22 protein-coding genes are annotated in these 21196 nt (G+C 29.5%); 1 reads left to right on the forward strand and 21 read right to left on the reverse strand.

From position 1 onward, the window contains the following. Nucleotides 1-30: 30 nt before the first annotated feature. The 4 genes from H9661_RS01625 to H9661_RS01640 form a co-directional block, all read right to left on the reverse strand. Complete coding sequence (locus tag H9661_RS01625) at nt 31-963, reverse strand: tyrosine-type recombinase/integrase (protein ID WP_191767548.1); 933 nt, start codon at nt 961-963, stop codon at nt 31-33. A gap of 11 nt (nt 964-974) precedes the next feature. Then, a complete protein-coding gene (locus tag H9661_RS01630) occupies nt 975-1295 on the reverse strand; it encodes a hypothetical protein (protein WP_191767549.1) in 321 nt (106 codons plus the stop codon). A 424-nt stretch (nt 1296-1719) separates the two neighbouring features. Further along, nucleotides 1720-2418: a GspE/PulE family protein gene (locus H9661_RS01635; protein ID WP_191767550.1), complete on the reverse strand. Its 699-nt coding sequence runs from the start codon at nt 2416-2418 to the stop codon at nt 1720-1722. A gap of 82 nt (nt 2419-2500) precedes the next feature. After that, on the reverse strand, nt 2501-3505 hold the full coding sequence (locus tag H9661_RS01640; protein WP_191767551.1) for a hypothetical protein: 1005 nt from the start codon (nt 3503-3505) through the stop codon (nt 2501-2503). A 182-nt stretch (nt 3506-3687) separates the two neighbouring features. On the opposite strand from H9661_RS01640, the gene H9661_RS01645 reads away from it, so the two are divergent. After that, complete coding sequence (locus H9661_RS01645) at nt 3688-5427, forward strand: Rqc2 family fibronectin-binding protein (RefSeq protein WP_143314377.1); 1740 nt, start codon at nt 3688-3690, stop codon at nt 5425-5427. A 39-nt stretch (nt 5428-5466) separates the two neighbouring features. Here the strand turns inward: H9661_RS01645 and H9661_RS01650 are convergent, their stop codons facing one another. The 17 genes from H9661_RS01650 to H9661_RS01730 form a co-directional block, all read right to left on the reverse strand. Further along, nucleotides 5467-6636 (reverse strand): THUMP domain-containing class I SAM-dependent RNA methyltransferase, encoded by a 1170-nt coding sequence (locus H9661_RS01650; RefSeq protein ID WP_191767552.1) that lies wholly within the window; start codon nt 6634-6636, stop codon nt 5467-5469. Nucleotides 6637-6654: 18 nt separating this feature from the next. After that, entirely contained in the window at nt 6655-7191 is a 537-nt protein-coding gene (gene pyrR / locus H9661_RS01655; RefSeq protein WP_143314382.1) for a bifunctional pyr operon transcriptional regulator/uracil phosphoribosyltransferase PyrR, read from the reverse strand. Between the two features lie 11 nt (nt 7192-7202). Next, nucleotides 7203-8120 carry an RluA family pseudouridine synthase gene (locus H9661_RS01660; RefSeq protein WP_143314384.1) on the reverse strand — a complete coding sequence of 306 codons (918 nt, stop codon included), beginning with the start codon at nt 8118-8120 and terminating at the stop codon, nt 7203-7205. A gap of 150 nt (nt 8121-8270) precedes the next feature. After that, nucleotides 8271-8876: a DivIVA domain-containing protein gene (locus tag H9661_RS01665; protein WP_143314386.1), complete on the reverse strand. Its 606-nt coding sequence runs from the start codon at nt 8874-8876 to the stop codon at nt 8271-8273. Nucleotides 8877-8891: 15 nt separating this feature from the next. Continuing rightward, nucleotides 8892-9659 (reverse strand): YlmH family RNA-binding protein, encoded by a 768-nt coding sequence (locus H9661_RS01670; protein ID WP_143314387.1) that lies wholly within the window; start codon nt 9657-9659, stop codon nt 8892-8894. 2 nt (nt 9660-9661) lie between these two features. After that, nucleotides 9662-9922, reverse strand: coding sequence for a YggT family protein (locus H9661_RS01675; RefSeq protein ID WP_143314388.1), 261 nt, complete (start codon nt 9920-9922; stop codon nt 9662-9664). Between the two features lie 9 nt (nt 9923-9931). Then, nucleotides 9932-10393 carry a cell division protein SepF gene (locus H9661_RS01680; RefSeq protein ID WP_143314390.1) on the reverse strand — a complete coding sequence of 154 codons (462 nt, stop codon included), beginning with the start codon at nt 10391-10393 and terminating at the stop codon, nt 9932-9934. After that, nucleotides 10386-11066: a YggS family pyridoxal phosphate-dependent enzyme gene (locus H9661_RS01685; RefSeq protein WP_191767553.1), complete on the reverse strand. Its 681-nt coding sequence runs from the start codon at nt 11064-11066 to the stop codon at nt 10386-10388. The genes H9661_RS01680 and H9661_RS01685 overlap by 8 nt, the downstream gene beginning before the upstream one ends. Nucleotides 11067-11158: 92 nt before the next feature. Then, nucleotides 11159-11893, reverse strand: coding sequence for a DUF881 domain-containing protein (locus H9661_RS01690; protein WP_143314393.1), 735 nt, complete (start codon nt 11891-11893; stop codon nt 11159-11161). 9 nt (nt 11894-11902) lie between these two features. Then, nucleotides 11903-12244 (reverse strand): small basic family protein, encoded by a 342-nt coding sequence (locus tag H9661_RS01695; protein WP_143314395.1) that lies wholly within the window; start codon nt 12242-12244, stop codon nt 11903-11905. Nucleotides 12245-12255: 11 nt separating this feature from the next. Beyond that, the gene (locus tag H9661_RS01700) at nt 12256-12984 is read right to left on the reverse strand and encodes a DUF881 domain-containing protein (protein ID WP_191767554.1); all 729 of its coding nucleotides are present in this window, start codon (nt 12982-12984) and stop codon (nt 12256-12258) included. Between the two features lie 13 nt (nt 12985-12997). Further along, on the reverse strand, nt 12998-13744 hold the full coding sequence (locus tag H9661_RS01705; protein WP_191767555.1) for a cell division protein FtsQ/DivIB: 747 nt from the start codon (nt 13742-13744) through the stop codon (nt 12998-13000). A 137-nt stretch (nt 13745-13881) separates the two neighbouring features. After that, nucleotides 13882-15000 (reverse strand): stage V sporulation protein E, encoded by a 1119-nt coding sequence (gene spoVE, locus H9661_RS01710; protein ID WP_243129492.1) that lies wholly within the window; start codon nt 14998-15000, stop codon nt 13882-13884. Between the two features lie 21 nt (nt 15001-15021). Beyond that, entirely contained in the window at nt 15022-15996 is a 975-nt protein-coding gene (gene mraY, locus H9661_RS01715; RefSeq protein ID WP_191767556.1) for a phospho-N-acetylmuramoyl-pentapeptide-transferase, read from the reverse strand. A 52-nt stretch (nt 15997-16048) separates the two neighbouring features. Then, nucleotides 16049-17395: a UDP-N-acetylmuramoyl-tripeptide--D-alanyl-D-alanine ligase gene (locus H9661_RS01720; RefSeq protein ID WP_143314404.1), complete on the reverse strand. Its 1347-nt coding sequence runs from the start codon at nt 17393-17395 to the stop codon at nt 16049-16051. Between the two features lie 106 nt (nt 17396-17501). Beyond that, nucleotides 17502-18959 carry a UDP-N-acetylmuramoyl-L-alanyl-D-glutamate--2,6-diaminopimelate ligase gene (locus H9661_RS01725; protein ID WP_191767557.1) on the reverse strand — a complete coding sequence of 486 codons (1458 nt, stop codon included), beginning with the start codon at nt 18957-18959 and terminating at the stop codon, nt 17502-17504. A 34-nt stretch (nt 18960-18993) separates the two neighbouring features. Beyond that, nucleotides 18994-21195, reverse strand: coding sequence for a stage V sporulation protein D (locus H9661_RS01730; protein WP_143314408.1), 2202 nt, complete (start codon nt 21193-21195; stop codon nt 18994-18996). Nucleotide 21196: the final 1 nt, after the last annotated feature.

The following is a 21196-nucleotide window of genomic DNA, read 5'->3' on the forward strand; positions in this document are numbered from 1 at the left end:
AATGTGTAACACTAATTTTTTATTTAATCACTAGTCAATGGTTAATATATTATCTATATCAAACTCAGTATCCAAAAACTCATCATACTTTTCTCTTATTTCAGAAATATTTAATGCTGTAAGATGAACATATTTTTTTATTGTTGTATTTAAGTTTTTGTGCCCAACATATAAAGAAGCATATACTATTGGTGTCCCTTCCCCAATCTCCTTCGTAATAAAGGTATGTCTAAAGCTGTGTAATGTTAAATCTCTTTTCCTATATGATAGATTAGCTTTATCTAAGCAACTTTTTAGATATTTATATGCAGTATTTTGGGTTAATTCAGTACCTCTGCTTGATAAAAATAACCACTCACTGTTCTTTTTTCGTTTCATTTTCATAAGATATTTTTCTAATAATATTTCAAATTCTATACTTTGACTTTTCTTCAAGTATATACTTCTGTTTCTATGTGCTTTAGCTAGCTTATAATTTTCATTAGTATCTCTATATACAATTTTTATAAGCCACCTTCCATCCTTATACTCAACATCCCCTTTTAAACTCTCCTTCAGATTATTTGTATCACCTCCTTTTATCTTCAATCCTAAAGCTTCTCCTATTCGCATACCAGTATTATATAGAAGATAGAACAATAATTTAGCATAAATAGCTTTTGCATTTTTTAATAAAAGTTCGTATTCACTTTGTAATATAATTTCACTTTCGTCGATTTTTACAGTCTCAGTTCTTTTTTTATAAATACCATTAGCTTTTAGAATTCTTATAACATCTTTGCTAGATATCAATAATGAAACTTTTCTTTCAAACTTATACTCTTTATATGTAATCAAATAACGCAAATAATTAATTACAATAATAAAAATTCTTCTTATTGAATCTTGATTTAAGCCTTCACTTCTACCAAATAGCGATATATTCCCCTCAGATTTCTTTAAAATATCGATTCTCTTACTCATAGAATTTTCAATTATATATCTTTTTTTTTACTAATCCCAGTATAGTTTTTAACCCTTATTTTTTTTAAAAAATTAACAAATCCACTTAAACTAGAAGAACTTATATCTAGCAATTTAATATTGTTAGCCAATAAAAAATTATAGAAATAACATATATCATCACTATACCTTTTTATTGTGTTATATGAATTAGTTTTTGTGATTTCTAGTTCCCAAAGATATTCATTCACCTCATTTACCACTCGGCAATTATTATCGAACATCATTCTACTTATTTTTTTTCCTCTCTCGTCTTTTACATCCTCATTAAAAACTAAACCATTTATTTTCATATACTCCTCCTTTTGTTTTTATAAATATATCTATTGCATGCCCCCCCATTATATGATACAATAGATATATAATGGAATAATTGTATTATTTTTGCACACACTTCATATTCTATTGCATATCATTAAATTCTGCAATACTTAAATGTAAAAAATACTGGTATAAAAACTTTTATTATAAAATTAAAGCTTTTATATCAGTATTTTTTCTATCCCCATATTCCTTATATCAACATTTAATCCAACACCCACTTGTATTAATATGTGGTTTAAGTATAAATGCTGAATTAATACATCTAAGTTTAACTAATCATGATAACTATTAAATCCCTTAAACTATTCTTATTAATAATTATATCCCCTCATGTACACATCTCAATATCTTGAAATTTCAATACAAATTGAACAATCTTATATTTTTGCCCAACTATTCATGATAACCGCTTCCTGTAGGTCCATTTACTATTATTAAACCTGTTTTAATAGCAATTATCTTCTTTAATGATTTTATCTGATTCTCCGTAAAGTTTAACTTTTCTATGCTTGATAGATACTTTTCACCATATAATATTCTTAAAACTATTTTTTCACCATATATCACTGGCACTGATGATAATCTACAATTGTAAATTGTCTCTTCATGTTCCATAAACAACTTTCCATCCTGAGGTTTTCTTTTTTCTGTAATGTCCATATTAGATTTAATTTTAAATCTAGAAAGTATTTTCCCGTACTCATTCATCATTAGCTTTCTAACTAGAACTAATGATCCATTTATTCTAAATCTGATATTTACAGAACTTTTAACAGGTTCAAAATGTATATCACTTACCTTCATTTTTATTGCTTCTCCAAATATTTTTTGCTCTATATCTTCATAGTCATAATCTAATAAAATCTCAGTTAATCCCGCCAATTCTTCTCTACTAATTTCTATAAACCTCAAATCTTTTTGTAGTAAAAATTGCAAATATTCTTTTCCTTTTTCATTTTCCTCAATAGTTCCTACAAAGATTTTACCTTCACTCTCATATAGCGGGATAATTTCATATTTTTTTGCTTGCTTTAAAGTAATTTTTCTTGCTATATTTAAATCAACAACCTCGATTAAGCTTTCCTTATTCATGTTCCCTCCTATATATGTAAATATTGCCACAGAACATTTATTCTATTCTTATAAAATAAAAAATATCAATAAGATTTAAATCTTATTGATATTTAACAAAAGCATATTCTTTTACACTAGCTTTAGCTTCGCTTATTGAGCCTTCCTTAGTTACTTTATAAATTTCTTCATTCTTTGAATTTTTAGAACTACTCCCAATAAATAAAATATTACCTTTTGAATCCATGCTAAGGCCTTTATCATAATCTATTTTAGCAGGAAAATCAAAAACCATCCTTTTTATTATGTTATTATGAATTCTATATAAAGAATTATTATTTCCTTTAACTTTCCCTAAAAAATAATAATCTGTTCCATCAGTTATTATATCTGAAATATAAGTTATATCAGGAGGAAGTATTCCTTTCTCTGTTCCATCTTTATCTAAAAATTTTACTACTTTTACATTGTCTATAGTTTCTTCAATACAAATGACTCCTGTTTGTATATTTTTCACAAATTGAACAATTCCTCCATCCAACTTATAAAAAAGATCTTCCTTTTCATCACTAACATTGTATTTAAATACTCCATTAACTCTATCTTCACTTATACCATAATAAATTATAGTGTCTTCATCTACCCAATCAAGATAGGTATCCGATATAGCCACATTTGACTTAATTTCAATTAAGGAACCATCCTTAAGAGAAATGATATTTAACTTTAATATATTTTCTTCTTTTCTAAAATAACTTAAATATTTACCGTTAGGAGATAATTTCAAATCAATATCCTCTAACTTTACACCCTTTAATTCTTCCACTTTTCCCAAGTAGTAGGAACTATATTTTCCATCTTTCTGAGTTATATAATTTCCACTTTTACTATCAAACAAACTTATTATCTCATCGTTCTCTATTTTATTAAAGCTACCCTCATGCAAGTTATAATTTGAATAGATTCCACCTTCATTTTGAATTATTGCTCCCTTTTCCAGCTTTACTCCATCAATTTTTTTTTCTACATGACTTTCACAAGACATTAAAAACAAAGAACATAATACTACTATAAAAGCTCTGTATTTCGCTCTTTTAAACCCTTTCATTCTTTCTCCCTCTGCATAATTAATACTGCATTTTATGTACTTTTTCATCTCCCATTAACATAATACTATCTATTTTATCCCATTACAATAGAGAAAACTACAGATTTATTACTTTTCTTGTCTCTTAACTTAATTTTTAATTAATGATATACTATGAGTATTAGAAAGCGAGGATGAACATTATGGCACTAGATGGAATTTTTCTACACAGTTTATTAAATAATATAGAGCCTATTTTACTAGGTTCTAAAATAGATAAAATAAATCAACCAGAAAAAGATGAAATAATTTTAACTATAAGAAAAGAAAGAAAAAATCACAAACTTCTTATATCTGCTTCTTCGAAATTTCCTAGAATGCATTTTACTGAAGAAGTAAAAGAAAACCCATTAAAAGCTCCTATGTTTTTAATGGTTTTACGTAAATACTTAATTGGAGGTAAAATTACTAAAGTACATCAAAAAGATGGAGATAGAATAGTAATTCTAACTGTAGAAGCTTCTGACGAAATGGGATTTAACAGTACTTATTCTCTTATTATCGAAATAATGGGTAGGCATTCTAATATAACACTAGTTCGTGATAGAGATAACAAAGTTATGGAATCCATTAAACATATTACTCCTGATATAAACACCTATAGAGTTCTTTATCCTGGTGTTAGTTATATGCTTCCCCCAGCAACTACTAAGTTAAGTCCTATAAATTTTACAGAAATTGAATTCATAAGCTTTATTAATGAAAATCATCTTGAAATGAACGATAGTTTTTTCTTCAAATCCTTTACTGGAATTTCAAAAACTATTTCAAAAGAATTATTTAATCAGATAGTTACAAAAAACCTAACATTAAATAATATAGACTCATTATATGATTTTCTTAAATCTTCTTTTACAAATATATTAAATAGCACTGAATTCTTAATATACAAGGATGATTCAGGTATATATAAAGATTTTTATTGTTATAGATTCAAATTTATATTTAATGATTTAGATGTTATTTCCTATGATTCTCCTTCTATTATGTTGGATAATTTCTTTAATGTTAAAGATAAACAAGAAAGACTTTCAAATAGATCAACTGATTTGCAAAAACTTATTCATACAAACATTGAACGTTGTAAGAAAAAATCAAAAATTCTAAATGAAAATATTAGAGAAAGTCAAAATAAAGAAGATTACAAAATAAAAGGCGATTTATTAACTTCATACATTTACAGTATTAAACAAGGTGATAAGGAAGCTACTCTTCTTAATTTTTATTCTGAAAACTCGGAATATGCTACAATTCCTTTAGATGAATATAAAACCCCTTCCGAAAATATACAGTCATATTATAAAAAATATAATAAACTAAAAAAATCTGAAGAATGGGCAATTGAACAACTTAAGAAGAATGAAGAAGAGTTGGAGTACTTAAATTCTGTTTTAACTAACATACAAAACGTAGACTCATACAATGAGATAGAACAAATTAAAACTGAACTTATGGAAACAGGATATATAAAATATAAAACTCATAAGAAAAACATAAAAAAGACTAATGCTGATAAACCTCTACATTTTATTTCCTCAACAGGATTTGATATTTATGTTGGAAAAAATAATATACAAAATGATTATCTAAGTTTAAAATTTGCACATCGAAATGATCTTTGGCTACATGCTAAAGAAATTCCTGGTTCTCATGTGATTATTAAAGGAATTGAAATTGATGATACTACAATAGCAGAAGCTGCTATAATAGCTGCATATTATAGCAAAGGAAAAACGAATTCAAAAGTTCCTATAGATTACACAGAAATACGTAATCTTAGAAAACCAAATGGTGCAAAACCAGGAATGGTCATTTATTATACAAACAAAACAATTTACGCAGATCCACAAAAATACGAGAAATTAAATTTGATAAAGAAATAAAGAAAAAATGCACAATCTAATAAATTGTGCATTTTTTGTTTAAGAATTTCTAATCATCTCTTGAATAACGGTATCTCCTTGACCTTTTATTTCTTTGTTATCCATGTACTGATAATAATAACACTTAAGCTTTCCATTATAAAACTTTCTGTTTTTAGTTGATTTTCTACCAAATGGCTTTTCAAAGCCTTCATAGGAGGTTAAAATATTAAATTCCCAATTTTCATATTTATTTTTATAATCACCAAATATCTTGTATAATTTTTCAACTTCGCTCTTTTCACTTAATCGTTCCCCATAAGGAGGATTTGTTATTATAAATCCATTCTTTTTTCTATGAGAAAATTCTCTAAAGTCTCTATGTTGGAACTCTATATAATCACTTACGCCTGCTTTATACGCATTATTTTGAGCTGTCCTAAGTACCCAAGTATCATTATCATATCCAATTAATTTAATTTCTTTATTCTTCTCCGCCCTTTTTGCCCCTTCTCTCACCTGTTTAAATATATAATCAGGCATAGATGGCCACGTCTCACAGACAAAGTCCCTCATTATACCAGGAGCTATATTTTGCATTATCATAGCAGCCTCAACTAATATTGTTCCTGATCCACAAAATGGATCAATCAGTTCATAACTTTCCTGCCACCTAGATAACAAAACCATTGCTGCTGCTAAAGTCTCCTTAAGCGGCGCTGCTCCAGAATTTTCCCTATATCCTCTCTTATGTAACCCAGATCCTGAGGTATCTATAGTCAATGTAACTTTATCTTTTAATATTGCTACCTCTATCTTATATACAGGACCATCCTCCTTAAATTCACTCCCCCCATAAACTTCACTCATACTTGTAATAATAGCTTTTTTCACTATTGATTGACAATCAGGCACACTATGTAAAGTTGATTTTATAGATTTTCCTATAACATGCATTTTACCATTTATAGGTATAATCTTTCCCCAATTAACCTTTTTGGTTCCTTGAAATAATTCTTCAAAACTTCTAGCTTCAAACTCAGCCATTTTAATCAAAATTCTATCTGCTGTCCTTAAATGAATATTGGCAATAGCTATGTCCATTTCATCTCCAGAAAAAAACACCTTACTAGTTTCCGTTTTTACATCATCATATCCCAGAGTCTTTAATTCTTTAGCTGTTATCCCCTCTAATCCAAAGGTTGTAGTAGCTATTAAATTGTAATCCATATTTCCTTCTCCTTTTAGTTAATCCTCATATATTTTTACTGAATCCTCATTATCAATTTCAAGAATATGTACAGCTATCTTCTCATCCTTTGATGTTGGTATATTCTTTCCTACATAGTCTGCTCTAATTGGTAATTCTTTATGTCCTCTATCTATTAATACTGCAAGCTGAATTGCATTTGGTCTAGCGACATCTATTATTGCATCCATTGCTGCTCTAACTGTTCTACAAGTAAATAAAACATCATCTACTAAAATTACTTTTTTATTTTCAACATTTACGCCTAACTCAATATTAGATACTTTAGGAGCTTCTTCCTTGTATGTTAAATCATCTCGATAAAATGTTATATCTACACTTCCCACAGGAACGCTAACTCCTTCAATTTTAAGTATTTCATTTGCAATTCTTTGAGCAAGTGGATAACCCCTTCTTTTTATTCCAACCAAGACAATTTCCTCTACCCCTTTATTTCTCTCAATAATCTCATGGGATATTCTAATTAAACTTCTCTTAACCGCTTTATCATCTAGCAGGTTAGCTTTCAACTTCATTTTTTTACCTCCTAAACAACCTCGTTACGTAATTTATCTAATAATTCACTAAAATATAGTGGCAACTCTGACGTAAATTCCATATACTCATTTTTAGTTGGATGTATGAACCCAAGAGTTTTTGCATGTAACGTTTGTCCATCTAACTTATATTTTTGCTTTTTAAATCCATATAAAGAATCTCCAACTAGCGGATGTCCAATTGATGCCATATGAACTCTTATTTGATGAGTTCTCCCAGTCTCCAAAACACATCTAACTAATGTTGTACTCTTAAATCTTTCAATAACTTCATAATGTGTTACTGCCCTTCTTCCACCTTCAACTATTGAAATTTTAATTCTATCCTTCTTATCTCTTGCAAGAGGTCTATCAATCATACCTCTATCTTCTTTCAATCTACCTTCAGCCAAAGCATAATACTCACGCTTCATAGAATGATTTTTAAGTTGTTCAGATAAAAAAATATGTGCTTTATCATTTTTTGCAACAACTAGTATACCTGTTGTATCCTTATCTATTCTATGTACTATTCCTGGCCTAATTACTCCATTAATTGTAGATAAATCTTTACAATGATATAATAAAGCATTAACTAAAGTACCATTATAATTACCTGGTGCCGGATGGACTACCATACCTTGCGGTTTATTTACTACAATTACATCTTTATCTTCATATATTATATCTAATTCTATATTTTCAGGCTCTACTTTTAATTTCAAAGGTTCTGGTAGGCTAATTTTAATTTCATCATAGGACCTTAATTTATAATTACTTTTTATATCTTTTCCATTAATTATAACATTGCCTTTTTCAATCAACCCTTGTAAGTATGACCTGGACTTATCTTTAAAAACTTGAGTTAAATACTTATCAACTCGCTCCCCTTCAAAGTTCTCGTCTACTACAAAAATAGTTTCTTCCATTACATTATACACCTCACCATTGTATTCCTTAACATTATAATATAACATTACTTATTACTCAATTATTAATTTGAAGCTAATCTTTTCCTTTGAATATTATTGCACAACAAAAAAGAACCACCATTTTAGTGGTTCCTTCAAAAAATATATTTATTCCTCATCTTCTTCTGATTTAGCAAAAAAACTTTTTATTTCATCTATACTATCATCAGCATCTTGATATGAACTTAAATTTTCTTCATTAAAATCTATATCAGTGTCTTTAACTTCTTCCTCAACTGGTGTAGCAATACTATAATTTTTATTAAGATCTTTTTCTAAATCATCAAAAGTTTCTAATTGTGTATTTATAAAGTTTCTAAACTTAGCTCTAAACTTTATAAATTCTTGCTTTGTTTTATCAAATTCTGCATTTATTTCAATTACATCATTATGAGATTTATCTAAAATCTTTTGAGCAGTCTCATTTGCATTCTTTATTATCATTTCAGCTTCTTTTTGAGAAGAAGATTTTGCTTGTTCAGCCGCATTTTGAGCTAGTACTAACGTATTTTGTATTGTAGTCTCAATTTTTGAATATTGCTCTATCTTTTCTGTTGCAACTGTAAGTTTTTCTCTTAGTTTCGAATTATCCTTATACAATTCTTCGTAATTCTCAACTATTTCATCAAGAAATTCATCAACTTCTTCTGGAGAATATCCTCTTAATCCTCTCTTAAATTCTTTATTGTTTATATCCATTGGTGTCAGTTTCATTTAATTCACCTCAAATTATGTATATTTTTTTACTAATACCTTAAATTTACCACTTTTACTATTACCTAATATGTCACTTAATATGAACTTTCCAAATCCTCTAATTGTTATTGTTTCATCTATCTGTACTTCTGACGATTTATTTTTAGCAGAATTATAATCAATAAGTACTTTTCCTTCATCAATCATAGTCTGTGCCTTCCCCCTAGAAATCTTTACAAGTTTTGAAACAATAGAATCCACTCTAAGGGATTGGACTAAAATTATTATCTCATCAAACTTTACTTCTGGCGGAATAAAATCCTCTAATAATATTTCTACAGTACAAGGAGACTTTCCAATTGATTTTAAGTTACTCACTATAAATTCTTCTATTTCTTCACAAACCGGAAAATAACAATAATTTTCGTCGACTAAAAGATCTCCAATTTTATTTCTCTTAATTCCCAAGGCTAATAAAGCTCCCAAATAATCTCTATGACTTGGTATATTGAACTTTGATGAACTAGTTATCTTTATAACTTTAAACGGATAAGGTATATTATAAATGTTGTTAAAAGATATCATCCTTCGCTCAGAATCTTTGAAAAATCCATTAGAAGAAATATTAAAATCATTGTTTCCTAAAACTTTTTCAAAAAACTTCCACACTTTTGGGGAATAGAAATTATTGCCAAAGAGAGGTATCTCCCTCTCTCTAGCCAAATTATATTTTTCATATAGATTAAGAACTTCTGGTTTGTCACCATCTTCGAAGTTTTTTAATAATGTCTTTTTATCCATAATTAAAATATTGTAATAAGAAACCTACTTATCATTTGGAGAAGGATAAGTGCAAATATTGGTGAAACATCAATACCTACATTTCCAAAATACTTATATTGCAATCTCCTAAAAGGCTCTAAAATTGGATTTGTAATAGTTCTAAGTAAATTCATTATTTCATTTCTACTATCTTGAATAATCCAAGATAGTATGCACTCAATAAAAATAATCAGCTCATAAAATCTAATAAAAGTTAACAATATCTTTATTATTATTTCCATTAGCTGCTCCTATTTTGACCAGTTAAACATAGCTTTTGAACTCAACTCACTTTTAAGTTCATTTGTAACTTCAACATTTGAAGGAGATAAAATATATACACCTTTTTCAATTTCTTGAAGTTCTCCACCTAAAGCATAACATGTTCCACTTATAAAATCTAATAGTCTTTGAGCTATTCTTATTTCTAAAGCTGATGTATTTACTAACACTATTCTTCTTGACTTCAATGCATCACTTATCTCTGTTGCTTCCTCATATGCTAATGGCTTTGTGATAGTAACCTTTGTTGATGAAGAAGTATGAATATTAACAACTTTATTGTTTCTTTTGTTGTTTTGTATTACAGGCTCTATTCCTTCCTCCACCTCTTCTTCATTTTCCACATCATCAAAATCATCGTATTCATCATACTCATCCTCGTACTCACCAAACCCTAAAAAAGATTTAACTTTTGTTAACATACTACTCATTATTTTCTCCTCCTAAATTATAATTTCTTTTTCCAAATATACCTTCACCTATTCTAACTAAATTTGACCCCTCACTGACGGCGATAGTATAATCATGAGTCATCCCCATAGATAGAACTTCCATATCAATATTTTTGAGTTTTCTTTTCTTTAACGAATCAAAAACTTCTTTAGTTTGCCTAAAATACTTACTATTGCTAGCTTCATCTCCCTTAGGAATAATCACCATAATACCTTTTACTTTTATATAGTTAGATTTTTCAACCTCAATTATGAGATTTTCTAATTCTTCAAGTAAAATTCCACTTTTACTCTCTTCCCTCCCTATATTTATTTGTATAAGTACTTGCGCAATTTCTCCACCTTTTTCATATTCTTTTTCAATTTGTTTTAGCAATTTAATACTTGATAAAGAATGAATCAAATGAACTTTTCCTACTACATACTTTACTTTATTGCTCTGAAGCTTGCCTATAAAATGCCAATTTACATCTTCATGAAAGTTCTCCTGCTTTTTTAGCATTTCTTGTACTTTATTTTCACCAAAATCCCTAATTCCAGCCTTATAAGCCTCTTCCATTTCTTCTAAAGATTTAGTCTTAGAAACAGCCAAAAGTTTAACAGAACTTGGCAACTTACTTTTTACTTCTTCTATATTCTGACTAATACTCACAATAGTGCCCCCTTTAGAGTAACTAATCCTATTTATAGTTATTCTTCATAAAAATTATATTTCCTTCACAATTTAATTAAATTTAATTATTTCTATTTATTTTTTTTTATATACTCTTCTGCATACTTCATTTCTGAAATATTTGCAGCTTTAAGAGTGATATTATCCTTTACATCTAAATTTACAGATAATCCTCTAATTTTTAATCGCTTCAAATAACTACCTTCTTGTAATAACAATGTTTTCATACTCTCAGGATCTCCAATAGCATAAATATTAAAAGGTGCTGATACCATATCTCCATCTTCAAATTCTAAAAAAGCATATTTGCAAGTTAATGCTGTTAATGGAGAAATTCTATGATCATTAATTGCTATAGCCTCTGCTCCTGCTGACTTTAATTCATTCAATAAAGAAAACATATCAGCATCATGCAAAGTTTTTCTATCTGCATCCTCCTGACTATCTGCAGAATTATCTATTATTCCATCATTTATTACAACTACTATTCCAGGTCCAGTTGCCTCATTAAGACCTGTCAGCATGCCATAATCACGAACTTGCGCCTTCATATCGCTTAGTATCTTATCATAGTTCACATCATTATTATTATATTTATCGATTTTTTCTTTAATTTCTTGATTGTCGGATTTTAAGCTACCAACTTCTTTTAAAAGATTATTTTTTGTTTCTATAGCGTTTTGATACTCCTTTGCATTAAGCGGAAATGATGAATCAAATCCTTCAAAACTAAAATTACCAGCAATTAAAAAGCCTACTACTATTGTAGAAATAAACACAATGACTTTAGCTCTTTTGTTATTCATTTAATCACCTCATCGTTTTGACTTAGCTTTTTCAATCAAGAGCCTTCTAATTATAGCAAAGTTATCAAATATTCTTCCGCCAAAAACAATTACTGCTGCTATATATATAGGTATTCCTAATTTATCTCCTAAATAAGCTAATCCAGCTGCAAGTAATGCATTTCCAAAAAAACCTGAAATAAAAATATTAGCTTTGAAATTCTTCGACAAATTAGCTCTAACAGCTCCAAAAACTGAATCTAAACATGCGAGAATTGCAACTGACATATAAGGCGAAAACTTTTCAGGTATATTAACATCAACCACAAAACCTAAAATAATTCCTATCAAAACTCCTATTGCTGCTATCATTTATTTTCCCCCTATCCATTAACTGGCTTAATGTAATCACTTTTTATTGTTTGTGTTGTTTTATTAATCTCTACCTCATCTACTAATTTAACATCCACGTCATAATTTGCCAAAGAGCCCGTTGTTAAATTATAATCTGATTGAAATCTAACGCCAACATTTAAATTTGTTTTATCACCTATAGCCTTTATAACTATTTTTTCTTTTGGGCTAACCTTTCCTGCTGATCCAACCCACAAATAATTTCCTGAAGATTTAATACCTGTTTGAGGTGTCATTCTAAAATCATTAACAGATACCGCCTCAGCTCTAGAAAACCATAGTAGATTAATTATGTTAATTAATTCTCTTTCATCTAAATCTGTACTTGAATCACTAGAATTTGCTCCAAATATATTGGTTTTTGGTGTTATTGTAATAACTATTCCCTGACCCTTCACGTCAACTAATCCTAGTTGCATTCTTGCAGTATCCAATTGTTTTTTTACTTCTTTTTCTACTTGCCCTTCTTGAGTAGCACTTTCTTCTATCTTCTTTAAGTCCTCACTTAATGAAGCATTTGCATTTACAAGATCTTCTTTCTCTTTTTTTAAACTTTCTATTTCGCTTAAAACATTTGTATTATTACTATTTACATTTTTATTTTCTGCTTTTGATAATACTTTAAATTGATAAGCTAATAAAAATCCTAAAATTCCGCATACTATTGCTACAACTATTTGTGATGTGAGCTTTTTCATGTTATACCTCCTACTACTCAATATCTGGGGATCCATTAAAACTAATATTTATGTATTTTTTTGCAATGCCTTGCTTAAAAATAGCAGCTGCTGTCTTAATTTTATTTGTCAAATTCTCATCATTCCCCAAGTAAACTTCGATTTCTCCAAAATTAAGCTTAATCTTAGAGAGGTTGCTAATATCAATGGATGTTATTTTTACATTATCTCCATTATCATCAAATGACTTTTGTACCTTATATGTATCTTGTAAGATTTCCTTCACTCTCTCAGAATCCCAAACTTTATCTCCCAAATTCTTTCCTGAGAAATTTGCACCCTTTATTTCAACCAAATTTCTGCCATCTATTGAATTTACTTTTTCTAAATAAATCATTTCGTCACTTATTATATTATAATTTCCATTTTCTGAAGCATAATACAAACCTTTTTTCTCAACAATTCTTATTTCTAGAGTACTAGGATATTTTTTACTAAATTTTATATCCTCAACATAAGGATTTTCTTTTAATTCTTTCATAAAATCACTTTTACTTATAAATAAAAGATTTCTATTTTTTAACATCTCTGCCTTATCGACGACATATCCACCTGTAACAAGATTATCGCCTACACATTTTATTGTTTTTATTTTAAAAATATCTGTATAGTTAATTACTACAACCACAAGTGCTGCCACCAAAATGCTTGATATAATTATTTTTTTTATTTTTTTCTTTCTTTTTGCTTTTCTAATATACTCATTGTTACTCTTTACCATAACCATCCCTATCCCGTTATATTACATAATATGCTATTAATATAATACCACTTAACATTGTTAATTTCATTACAAAATTATAAAATATTTAAAAAAACTACTGCAAAATTTTGCAGTAGCTTCTTTTTTAATTTTATCTACTTTTGTGCATTTGCTTGTCTAGATATATTTAACAAAATTCCCATGGCTGCCATTGTTATAGCTAGAGAGGTACCCCCATAGCTTATAAAAGGTAGCGGAACGCCAGTAACAGGCATTGAACCAGTAACAACTGCAATGTTTATTATTGCCTGAACAGCAATTACAGATGTTATACCTGTGGCTAAAAGAGTTCCATAAGTATCCCTTGCTTCCATTGCTACTTTAACACCTCTCCATATTAGAAAAACAAATAGCAGTATTATAACAATACAACCTATTAGTCCCAACTCTTCTCCTATTATGGAAAAAATAAAATCATTATGAGGTTCTGGCATATACAATGTTTTTTGTCTTGACTGACCTAAACCTAATCCTGTTATCCCTCCGGCTCCTAGTGCATAAAAGGATTGTATTAATTGGTACCCATCACCAGCTGCATCTTCCCACGGATTTATAAAATTAAGCATTCTCCTTCTCCTATAATCAGGAATTAACGCAAATGCAAAAGCTGCCGCAATAAGTGTAGGAGCAACATATAAAAATAAATGTTTTAAATCTCCACCTGCAGTAAAAAGAATTATAAATGTCACTATCATTATTAGTGCTGCTATACTAAGATTTTTTTGTGCAAGTACTAATCCTGCATAAAATCCACCTACTCCGATATAAGGTACTATTCCAGTCCAAAATTTTCTTACACCATCACCTTTTACTGATAAGCTCATGGCCAAAAACAGCACTACTACATATTTTGCCAGTTCTGAAGGTTGAAATGATGTAAATCCTAAGTCGATCCACCTGTATGCTCCATTTGTAGGTTTAAATGCATATACTAGTAGAAGCAATGGAACAGTTATAACCATAAGTGGTACCGTAATTTTTTTCAGCCTATGATAATCAATATTAGCTGTAAAAAATAAAGCTATTATACCTAATACACCAAAGATAATTTGCTTCTTTAGAAAAAAAGTACTATCTTTATACTTAAACATAGCAAAATATGAACTTGCCGAATATACCATAACTATTCCTATTGCCAATAGTATTAATACACAATAGAAAATACCATAATCCATATTTCCTAATTTCTTTTTCTTTCTCATACCTCGAACCATTTAACAACCTCCATACAATTACTAAAGAGAGATAAATCCTAAAATACACAGAACAAACGTAATTACTGAAAATATTGTTACTATCTTAACCTCTGACCAACCTATCTGCTCAAAATGATGATGTATAGGTGCCATTTTAAACACTCTTTTCCCTGTTAGCTTAAAAGATGTAACTTGAATAATAACTGATAAGGTCTCTATAACATAAATACCACCTACTATTATAGCCAACAATGGTGTTTTTAAAACTAACATTATAGTTGCAATTGCACCTCCTAATGCCAAAGAACCTGTATCACCCATAAAAATCTTTGCTGGAAATGCATTGAATTTTAAAAATCCTAGTAAAGCTCCTGTAAGTCCTATAGCAAATACAGACACGCTATAAGCCCCTAACTTGAACGACACTATACTAAAGAAAGTTAATACAAGAACTGTAACTGATGTAGCTAATCCATCTAATCCATCTGTTAAATTAACTGCATTAGTTATTGCGGCAAAGTAAAATATTACAAAAGGAATATAAAACCACCCCATATTCCATTGAAAATCTATAAATGGTATTGAAATTGTTGTTCCAGTCACTTTATATCCATAAATAGCAATTGCCGTTGAAAATATTAATTGCAAAGTAAACTTTTGTCCCGCTTTTAATCCTTCATTATCTTTATGAATTATCTTTAGTAAATCATCTAAAAACCCAATTAGTCCAAATGCTAAAGTTCCATATAGTACCACCATAGCTTTATCTGACAAATCATATCTCATAAAGATCATAACTAATACTATTGAAAATATAAATATTAACCCACCTATTGTAGGTGTTCCAGCTTTCTTCAAATGACTCTTTGGTCCTTCTTTACGTATATTTTGCCCAAACTTCAGTTTATGAAGTACTGGTATTATTAATGGTCCTAAAATAATCGAAATTATAAATCCCATAAAAAAGGCTAGTATAATTTTATTGTTGAAAAATTGGTTTAAAAATTCCCCCATGGTATTGCTGCCCTCCCTGGCAGCTCACCTCCTTTAATTTCTGTATTTCTATTTATTCTTTTAACTTAGCTACTACATCTTCAAACTTAGCTCCCCTTGAAGCTTTTACCAATATAACATCATCCTTTTTAATGAATGTTCTTATTTCATTTATCATTTCTTCTTTGCTACTGTAATTTTTAAATTTACCGCAATTAAATCCTAATTTATAATCTTCTACATATTCTCCCGTAGTAACTAATATATCTGCTTTATCATTTGCATATTCACCAACAGCCCTATGAGCTTCTTTAGATTCATCCCCAAGTTCTCTCATTGTTCCTAAAACTGCAATTTTCCTTTTACCCTTATAGTTTTTCAAAACATCTAATGCTGCATTCATTGAATCCGGACTAGCATTATAACAATCATTTATTACTGTAAATCCATTCACTTTTATAAATTCTAGTCTCATTGAAGTAGCTTCTATATTTTTCAAACCTCTTTCCATTTCATCGTACGTTACACCTAAGGTTTTAGCTGCTGCTATACCTAATAAAGCATTCAATACATTATGTGCACCAACCATTGGCAACGTAAATTCATGTTCATAATCTCCATCCCTTAACTTAAAAGATGTTGTACTCTCACCCAAAACAATATCCTTTGCAAAAAATTTATTACCCTCTCCATATCCTGTTTTTATGAGTTCATAATTTTCTCTACTTAGATTCTTTAAATATTCATCCTCACTATTAACAATAAGTTTATTATCACTATTAAAGAAATCAGTTATTTCTAGCTTAGCTTTCAAAATATTTTCTCGTGTCTTCAAATTTTCTATGTGAGATAATCCAATATTAGTAATTAAAGCAATATCTGGTCTTGCACAATCTGCAAGGGTATGTATTTCACCAAGATTACTCATACCAAGTTCTAGAACTGCTACTTCTATAGACGAATCTAAACTAAGTATCATAAGTGGTAATCCTATATGATTATTAAAATTCCCTTTAGTTTTAAAAACTTTATATCTCTCACTTAAAAATGCTGCAACTAAGTCCTTAGTAGAAGTTTTACCAGTTGACCCTGTTATACCAACTACCTTTACTCCCAGTTTTTCTCTATAGTACTTTGCAAGTGATAATAAGGCATCATATGTATTATCTACCTTTATCACTGTACCTTTTACTTCCACTGGTTCAAAACAAACTTCGTCTACAATAGCAATAGAAGCTCCTTTTTCCAAAGCATCTTTTACATATTTATTTCCATTAAAATTATCACCTTTTAGTGCTAGAAATATATTATCTTTTACTATTTTTCTTGTATCAGTACAAATATTATTAAATATTTTTTTATTCTTAAGTAACACTTCTCCATCAATAGCTTTCACCAATTCCTTAAAAGTTAACTCCACTTTCTAATCACCTATCTCTTTACTTTATTTCAGTAATATGTGGAATACTGCATACTTTGCAATATTCCACATAACTTATTATAATATACACTTACTTAAAATATTCTTACATTCTACTCTTCAATATTTCGTCGACAACTTCTCTTTCATCGAAATGAATTTTACCTGTATTTAAAATTTGATAATCCTCATGTCCTTTGCCAGCTATTACAACAACATCTCCTGCTTCTGCTATCTCTATAGCTCTTTTTATTGCTTCTTTTCTGTTTTCTATTACTTCATAATTATCTTTATCAATCCCTACTAAAACATCATTTATTATGCTCATAGGTTCCTCTGTTCTAGGATTATCAGAGGTAACTATAGCTATATCCGATAAATCTGATCCTATCTTGCCCATTTGTGGTCTCTTAACCTTATCTCTATCTCCACCACAACCAAACACAGATATAAGCCTGTTCTTAGTAAATCCTTTTGCTGTTTTTAATATATTATCTAATCCATCTGGCGTATGGGCATAGTCAACAATTATAGTATATGGTAAGTTATATTTTCTACCAACCATTTCACATCTACCTAAAACAACTACTTCTTCTATCCCCTTTTTTATACTATCTAACGAAATTCCTAATTTATACATAGCAGCTATTGCTCCTAGTGAATTATATATATTAAATTCACCCGGCATTCCAACCAAGAAATCTTCTTCTCTATCTAACTTTAATTTAAAGCCAATATGCTTGCTTTCACACTTCTCGTCATAAGCCCTAAAATCGCTTTCTTCCTTAATAGAAAAAGTAACTATATTATTTTTACCTTGATTTTTAAGATCTTTAACTACATCTTTTCCATAGTTATCGTCTATATTTACTACACTTAAACTACTTCTTTGAAACAATTTGAATTTTTCAGAATAATAATTTTCAAAGGTTTTATGAAAATCTAGATGATCTCTTGTTATATTAGTAAAAATTCCCGCATCAAATTCTATACCATAAACTCTATCTAATGCAAGGGAATGTGATGATACCTCCATTACACAATACTCACAGCCATTTTTAACCATCTCACTAAATAACTTTTGTAATTCAAATGATTCTGGAGTTGTTCTTTCAGTATCTAACTTTTTATTGCCTATATAATTTGCTATTGTTCCTACTAATCCTACTTTTTTTCCTGCACTTTCTAATATAGTTTTAAGCATAAAAGTTGTTGTTGTCTTTCCATTAGTTCCTGTAACTCCGATAATCTTCATCTTTTTACTAGGATTTTCATAGAAATTGCAACCAATTATAGCTAAAGCTTTCCTACTTTCTTTAACTCTTATTATAGTTATACCCTTATCTTCACATTGAACTAAATCCTCACAAACTATAGCTATTGCACCTTTTTCCACTGCTGCATTAACATATTTATGCCCATCAACTTGGAATCCTTTTATACACACAAAAAGGTCTCCTTTTTTGACAAGCCTACTATCATAGTTAACTTCATTAATTGTTATATTTTCACTTCCTTGTACTACTTCATAGTTTAATTCTTCTAATAATTCTTTTAGAATCATGTTACCACCTCAAATTTATTTATCTGTATTAGAATTAATCTTTATAACTAGAGTTTAATTCTAATTTTATTGCTGTTTCCTTCGTAATTACCTCACCAGCTGGTACATTCTGAGTATATACCATGCCACTTCCTGAAATTGTATACTTTGTTAGTCCCAAAGATTTTAGCAATCCTGTTGCTTTCTCAGAAGAATACCCTCTAAGTTCAGGCATTACAATACTATTAGTGCTTCCACCATCTTCATTTACATAAAGGCTTATTTTGGACCCTTCCTTTACTGTATATCCTGGATATGGTTTAATTGTTTTAACAACACCACCTTCTCCAACTAACTCTCCATTTAATTTTAAATTACTTAAAACTTTTTTAGCTTCATCAACCTTCATTCCTCTTACTTCAGGAATAACTACATCCTTTACTAATGCATTATCATTTTCAGCAGAGAATTTACTTTCCATATAATTAAATATGTCAGTAAATAATATTTTAGCATAAGGTACTGCTACTTGACTAGCATAGTATGCTCCAGCTCCAGGTTCATCAACAGTAATCATAATTGTTACTTTAGGATCGCTAACAGGGGCCATTCCTACAAATGATGATATATATTTTTCATAATTTCCAGTTTCTCTATTTACTTTTTGAGCAGTACCTGTCTTTCCTCCTATATGATACCCTTCAATAAATGCACCATTACCTGATCCATTTGTTACAACCCTCTCTAAGTATTGTCTTAGTTGAGCTGCATTATCACTACTAACTACTTCAGTTTTAGTTGGATCAAATGTGTTATCAACTACAACAGTACCATTATCATCTTCATGGGTAACTTCTTTCATAACATGAGGTTGAATTAGTTTTCCCCCGTTTGCAATTGCATTAAATGCAGTCATATATTGAACTGAATTAACCGTATTAGTTTGGCCAAAAGATATAGTTGCTAGGTCAGTTTGCGAAATGTTTTCAACTGCTTTTACTATCCCTGAAGCTTCCCCTGGTAAATCCACACCACTTTTTTGACCAAATCCAAATTTCCCTATATATTCACATAACTTTTCTTTTCCTATCTTTTCACCTAGTTGCATAAATCCAACATTACATGAATTTTGAATTATATCCCCAAAATGCTGAGTACCATGTCCCTCAGGCTTCCAACATTTTATTGTTCGCTTACCAAATTGCAAACTACCATTACACGTAAAAGTATCACTATCTGAAACTAAATTTTCCTCCATAGCTGTAGCTGCTGTTATAACCTTGAATATCGAACCTGGTTCAAAAGTGTCATTTACTAACCTATTTCTCCACATTTTTTGAACTTTTTCACCTTCAGTATTTCCCTCAAAAGATTCTATTCCCGCATAAGGGTTATTAGGATCAAAATCCGGTTTATTTACCATTCCTAATATTTCTCCCGTTTTAGGATCCATAACCAAAATTGATACAGCCTTTGCCTTTTGTTCCTTTTCAGCTTGTGTAGCAACTTTTTCAGCAAAAGCTTGAATATTTTCGTCAATAGTTAAATTCACATCTTTCCCTTGAACAGGTGCAGTATATTGCGAAATAGTATATGGTAAATCTCCACTTTTGCTATCAAGTTCAGCTATTTTCATTCCTGGTGTTCCTGATAACACATCATTATATTTTAGTTCAACACCAGTCAATCCCTCACCATCTATATTGGTACTACCTAATACATGAGCCAAAAAGTTGTTATTTGGATAATATCTTTTAGTATCTGGCGAAATGATAACACCTGATATTTTTAATGCTTTAACACTATCCGCAGCTGCTTTCTCAACTCTTCTTTCTAATATTGCCGAACCAGCTTCTGCCCCACTTTTAAGTTTAGTCTCAAGCTTTTCCAAAACTTTTTTTTCATCTATTCCAGAAGCATTAGCAATAGCTTTAGCTATTTCCGCATTACTCTTATATTTTGAATCTTCCTTTTTTATATAAGCCCTTATGGAATTCAAATCAAAATCAATTCTATATACATTTGCAGAAACTGCAAGTTCTACACCATTTCTATCTAATATTCTACCTCTTTTGGCAGATATTTTAACTTCGCTTGTCCATTGTTCTTGGGCCATACCTGAATATTCACTCTGCTTCACTATCATTATATAAGCAAGCCTTAACGTAAGTAAGAATAACAACGTTGTTATAGCAATCAATGCTGCACTTATTCTTTTCCTCATCTTTGCTTTGTCCCTAAAATTTCTCTTCTTCACC

This window comes from Clostridium cibarium, from assembly GCF_014836335.1.
Classification (GTDB): domain Bacteria; phylum Bacillota; class Clostridia; order Clostridiales; family Clostridiaceae; genus Clostridium; species Clostridium cibarium.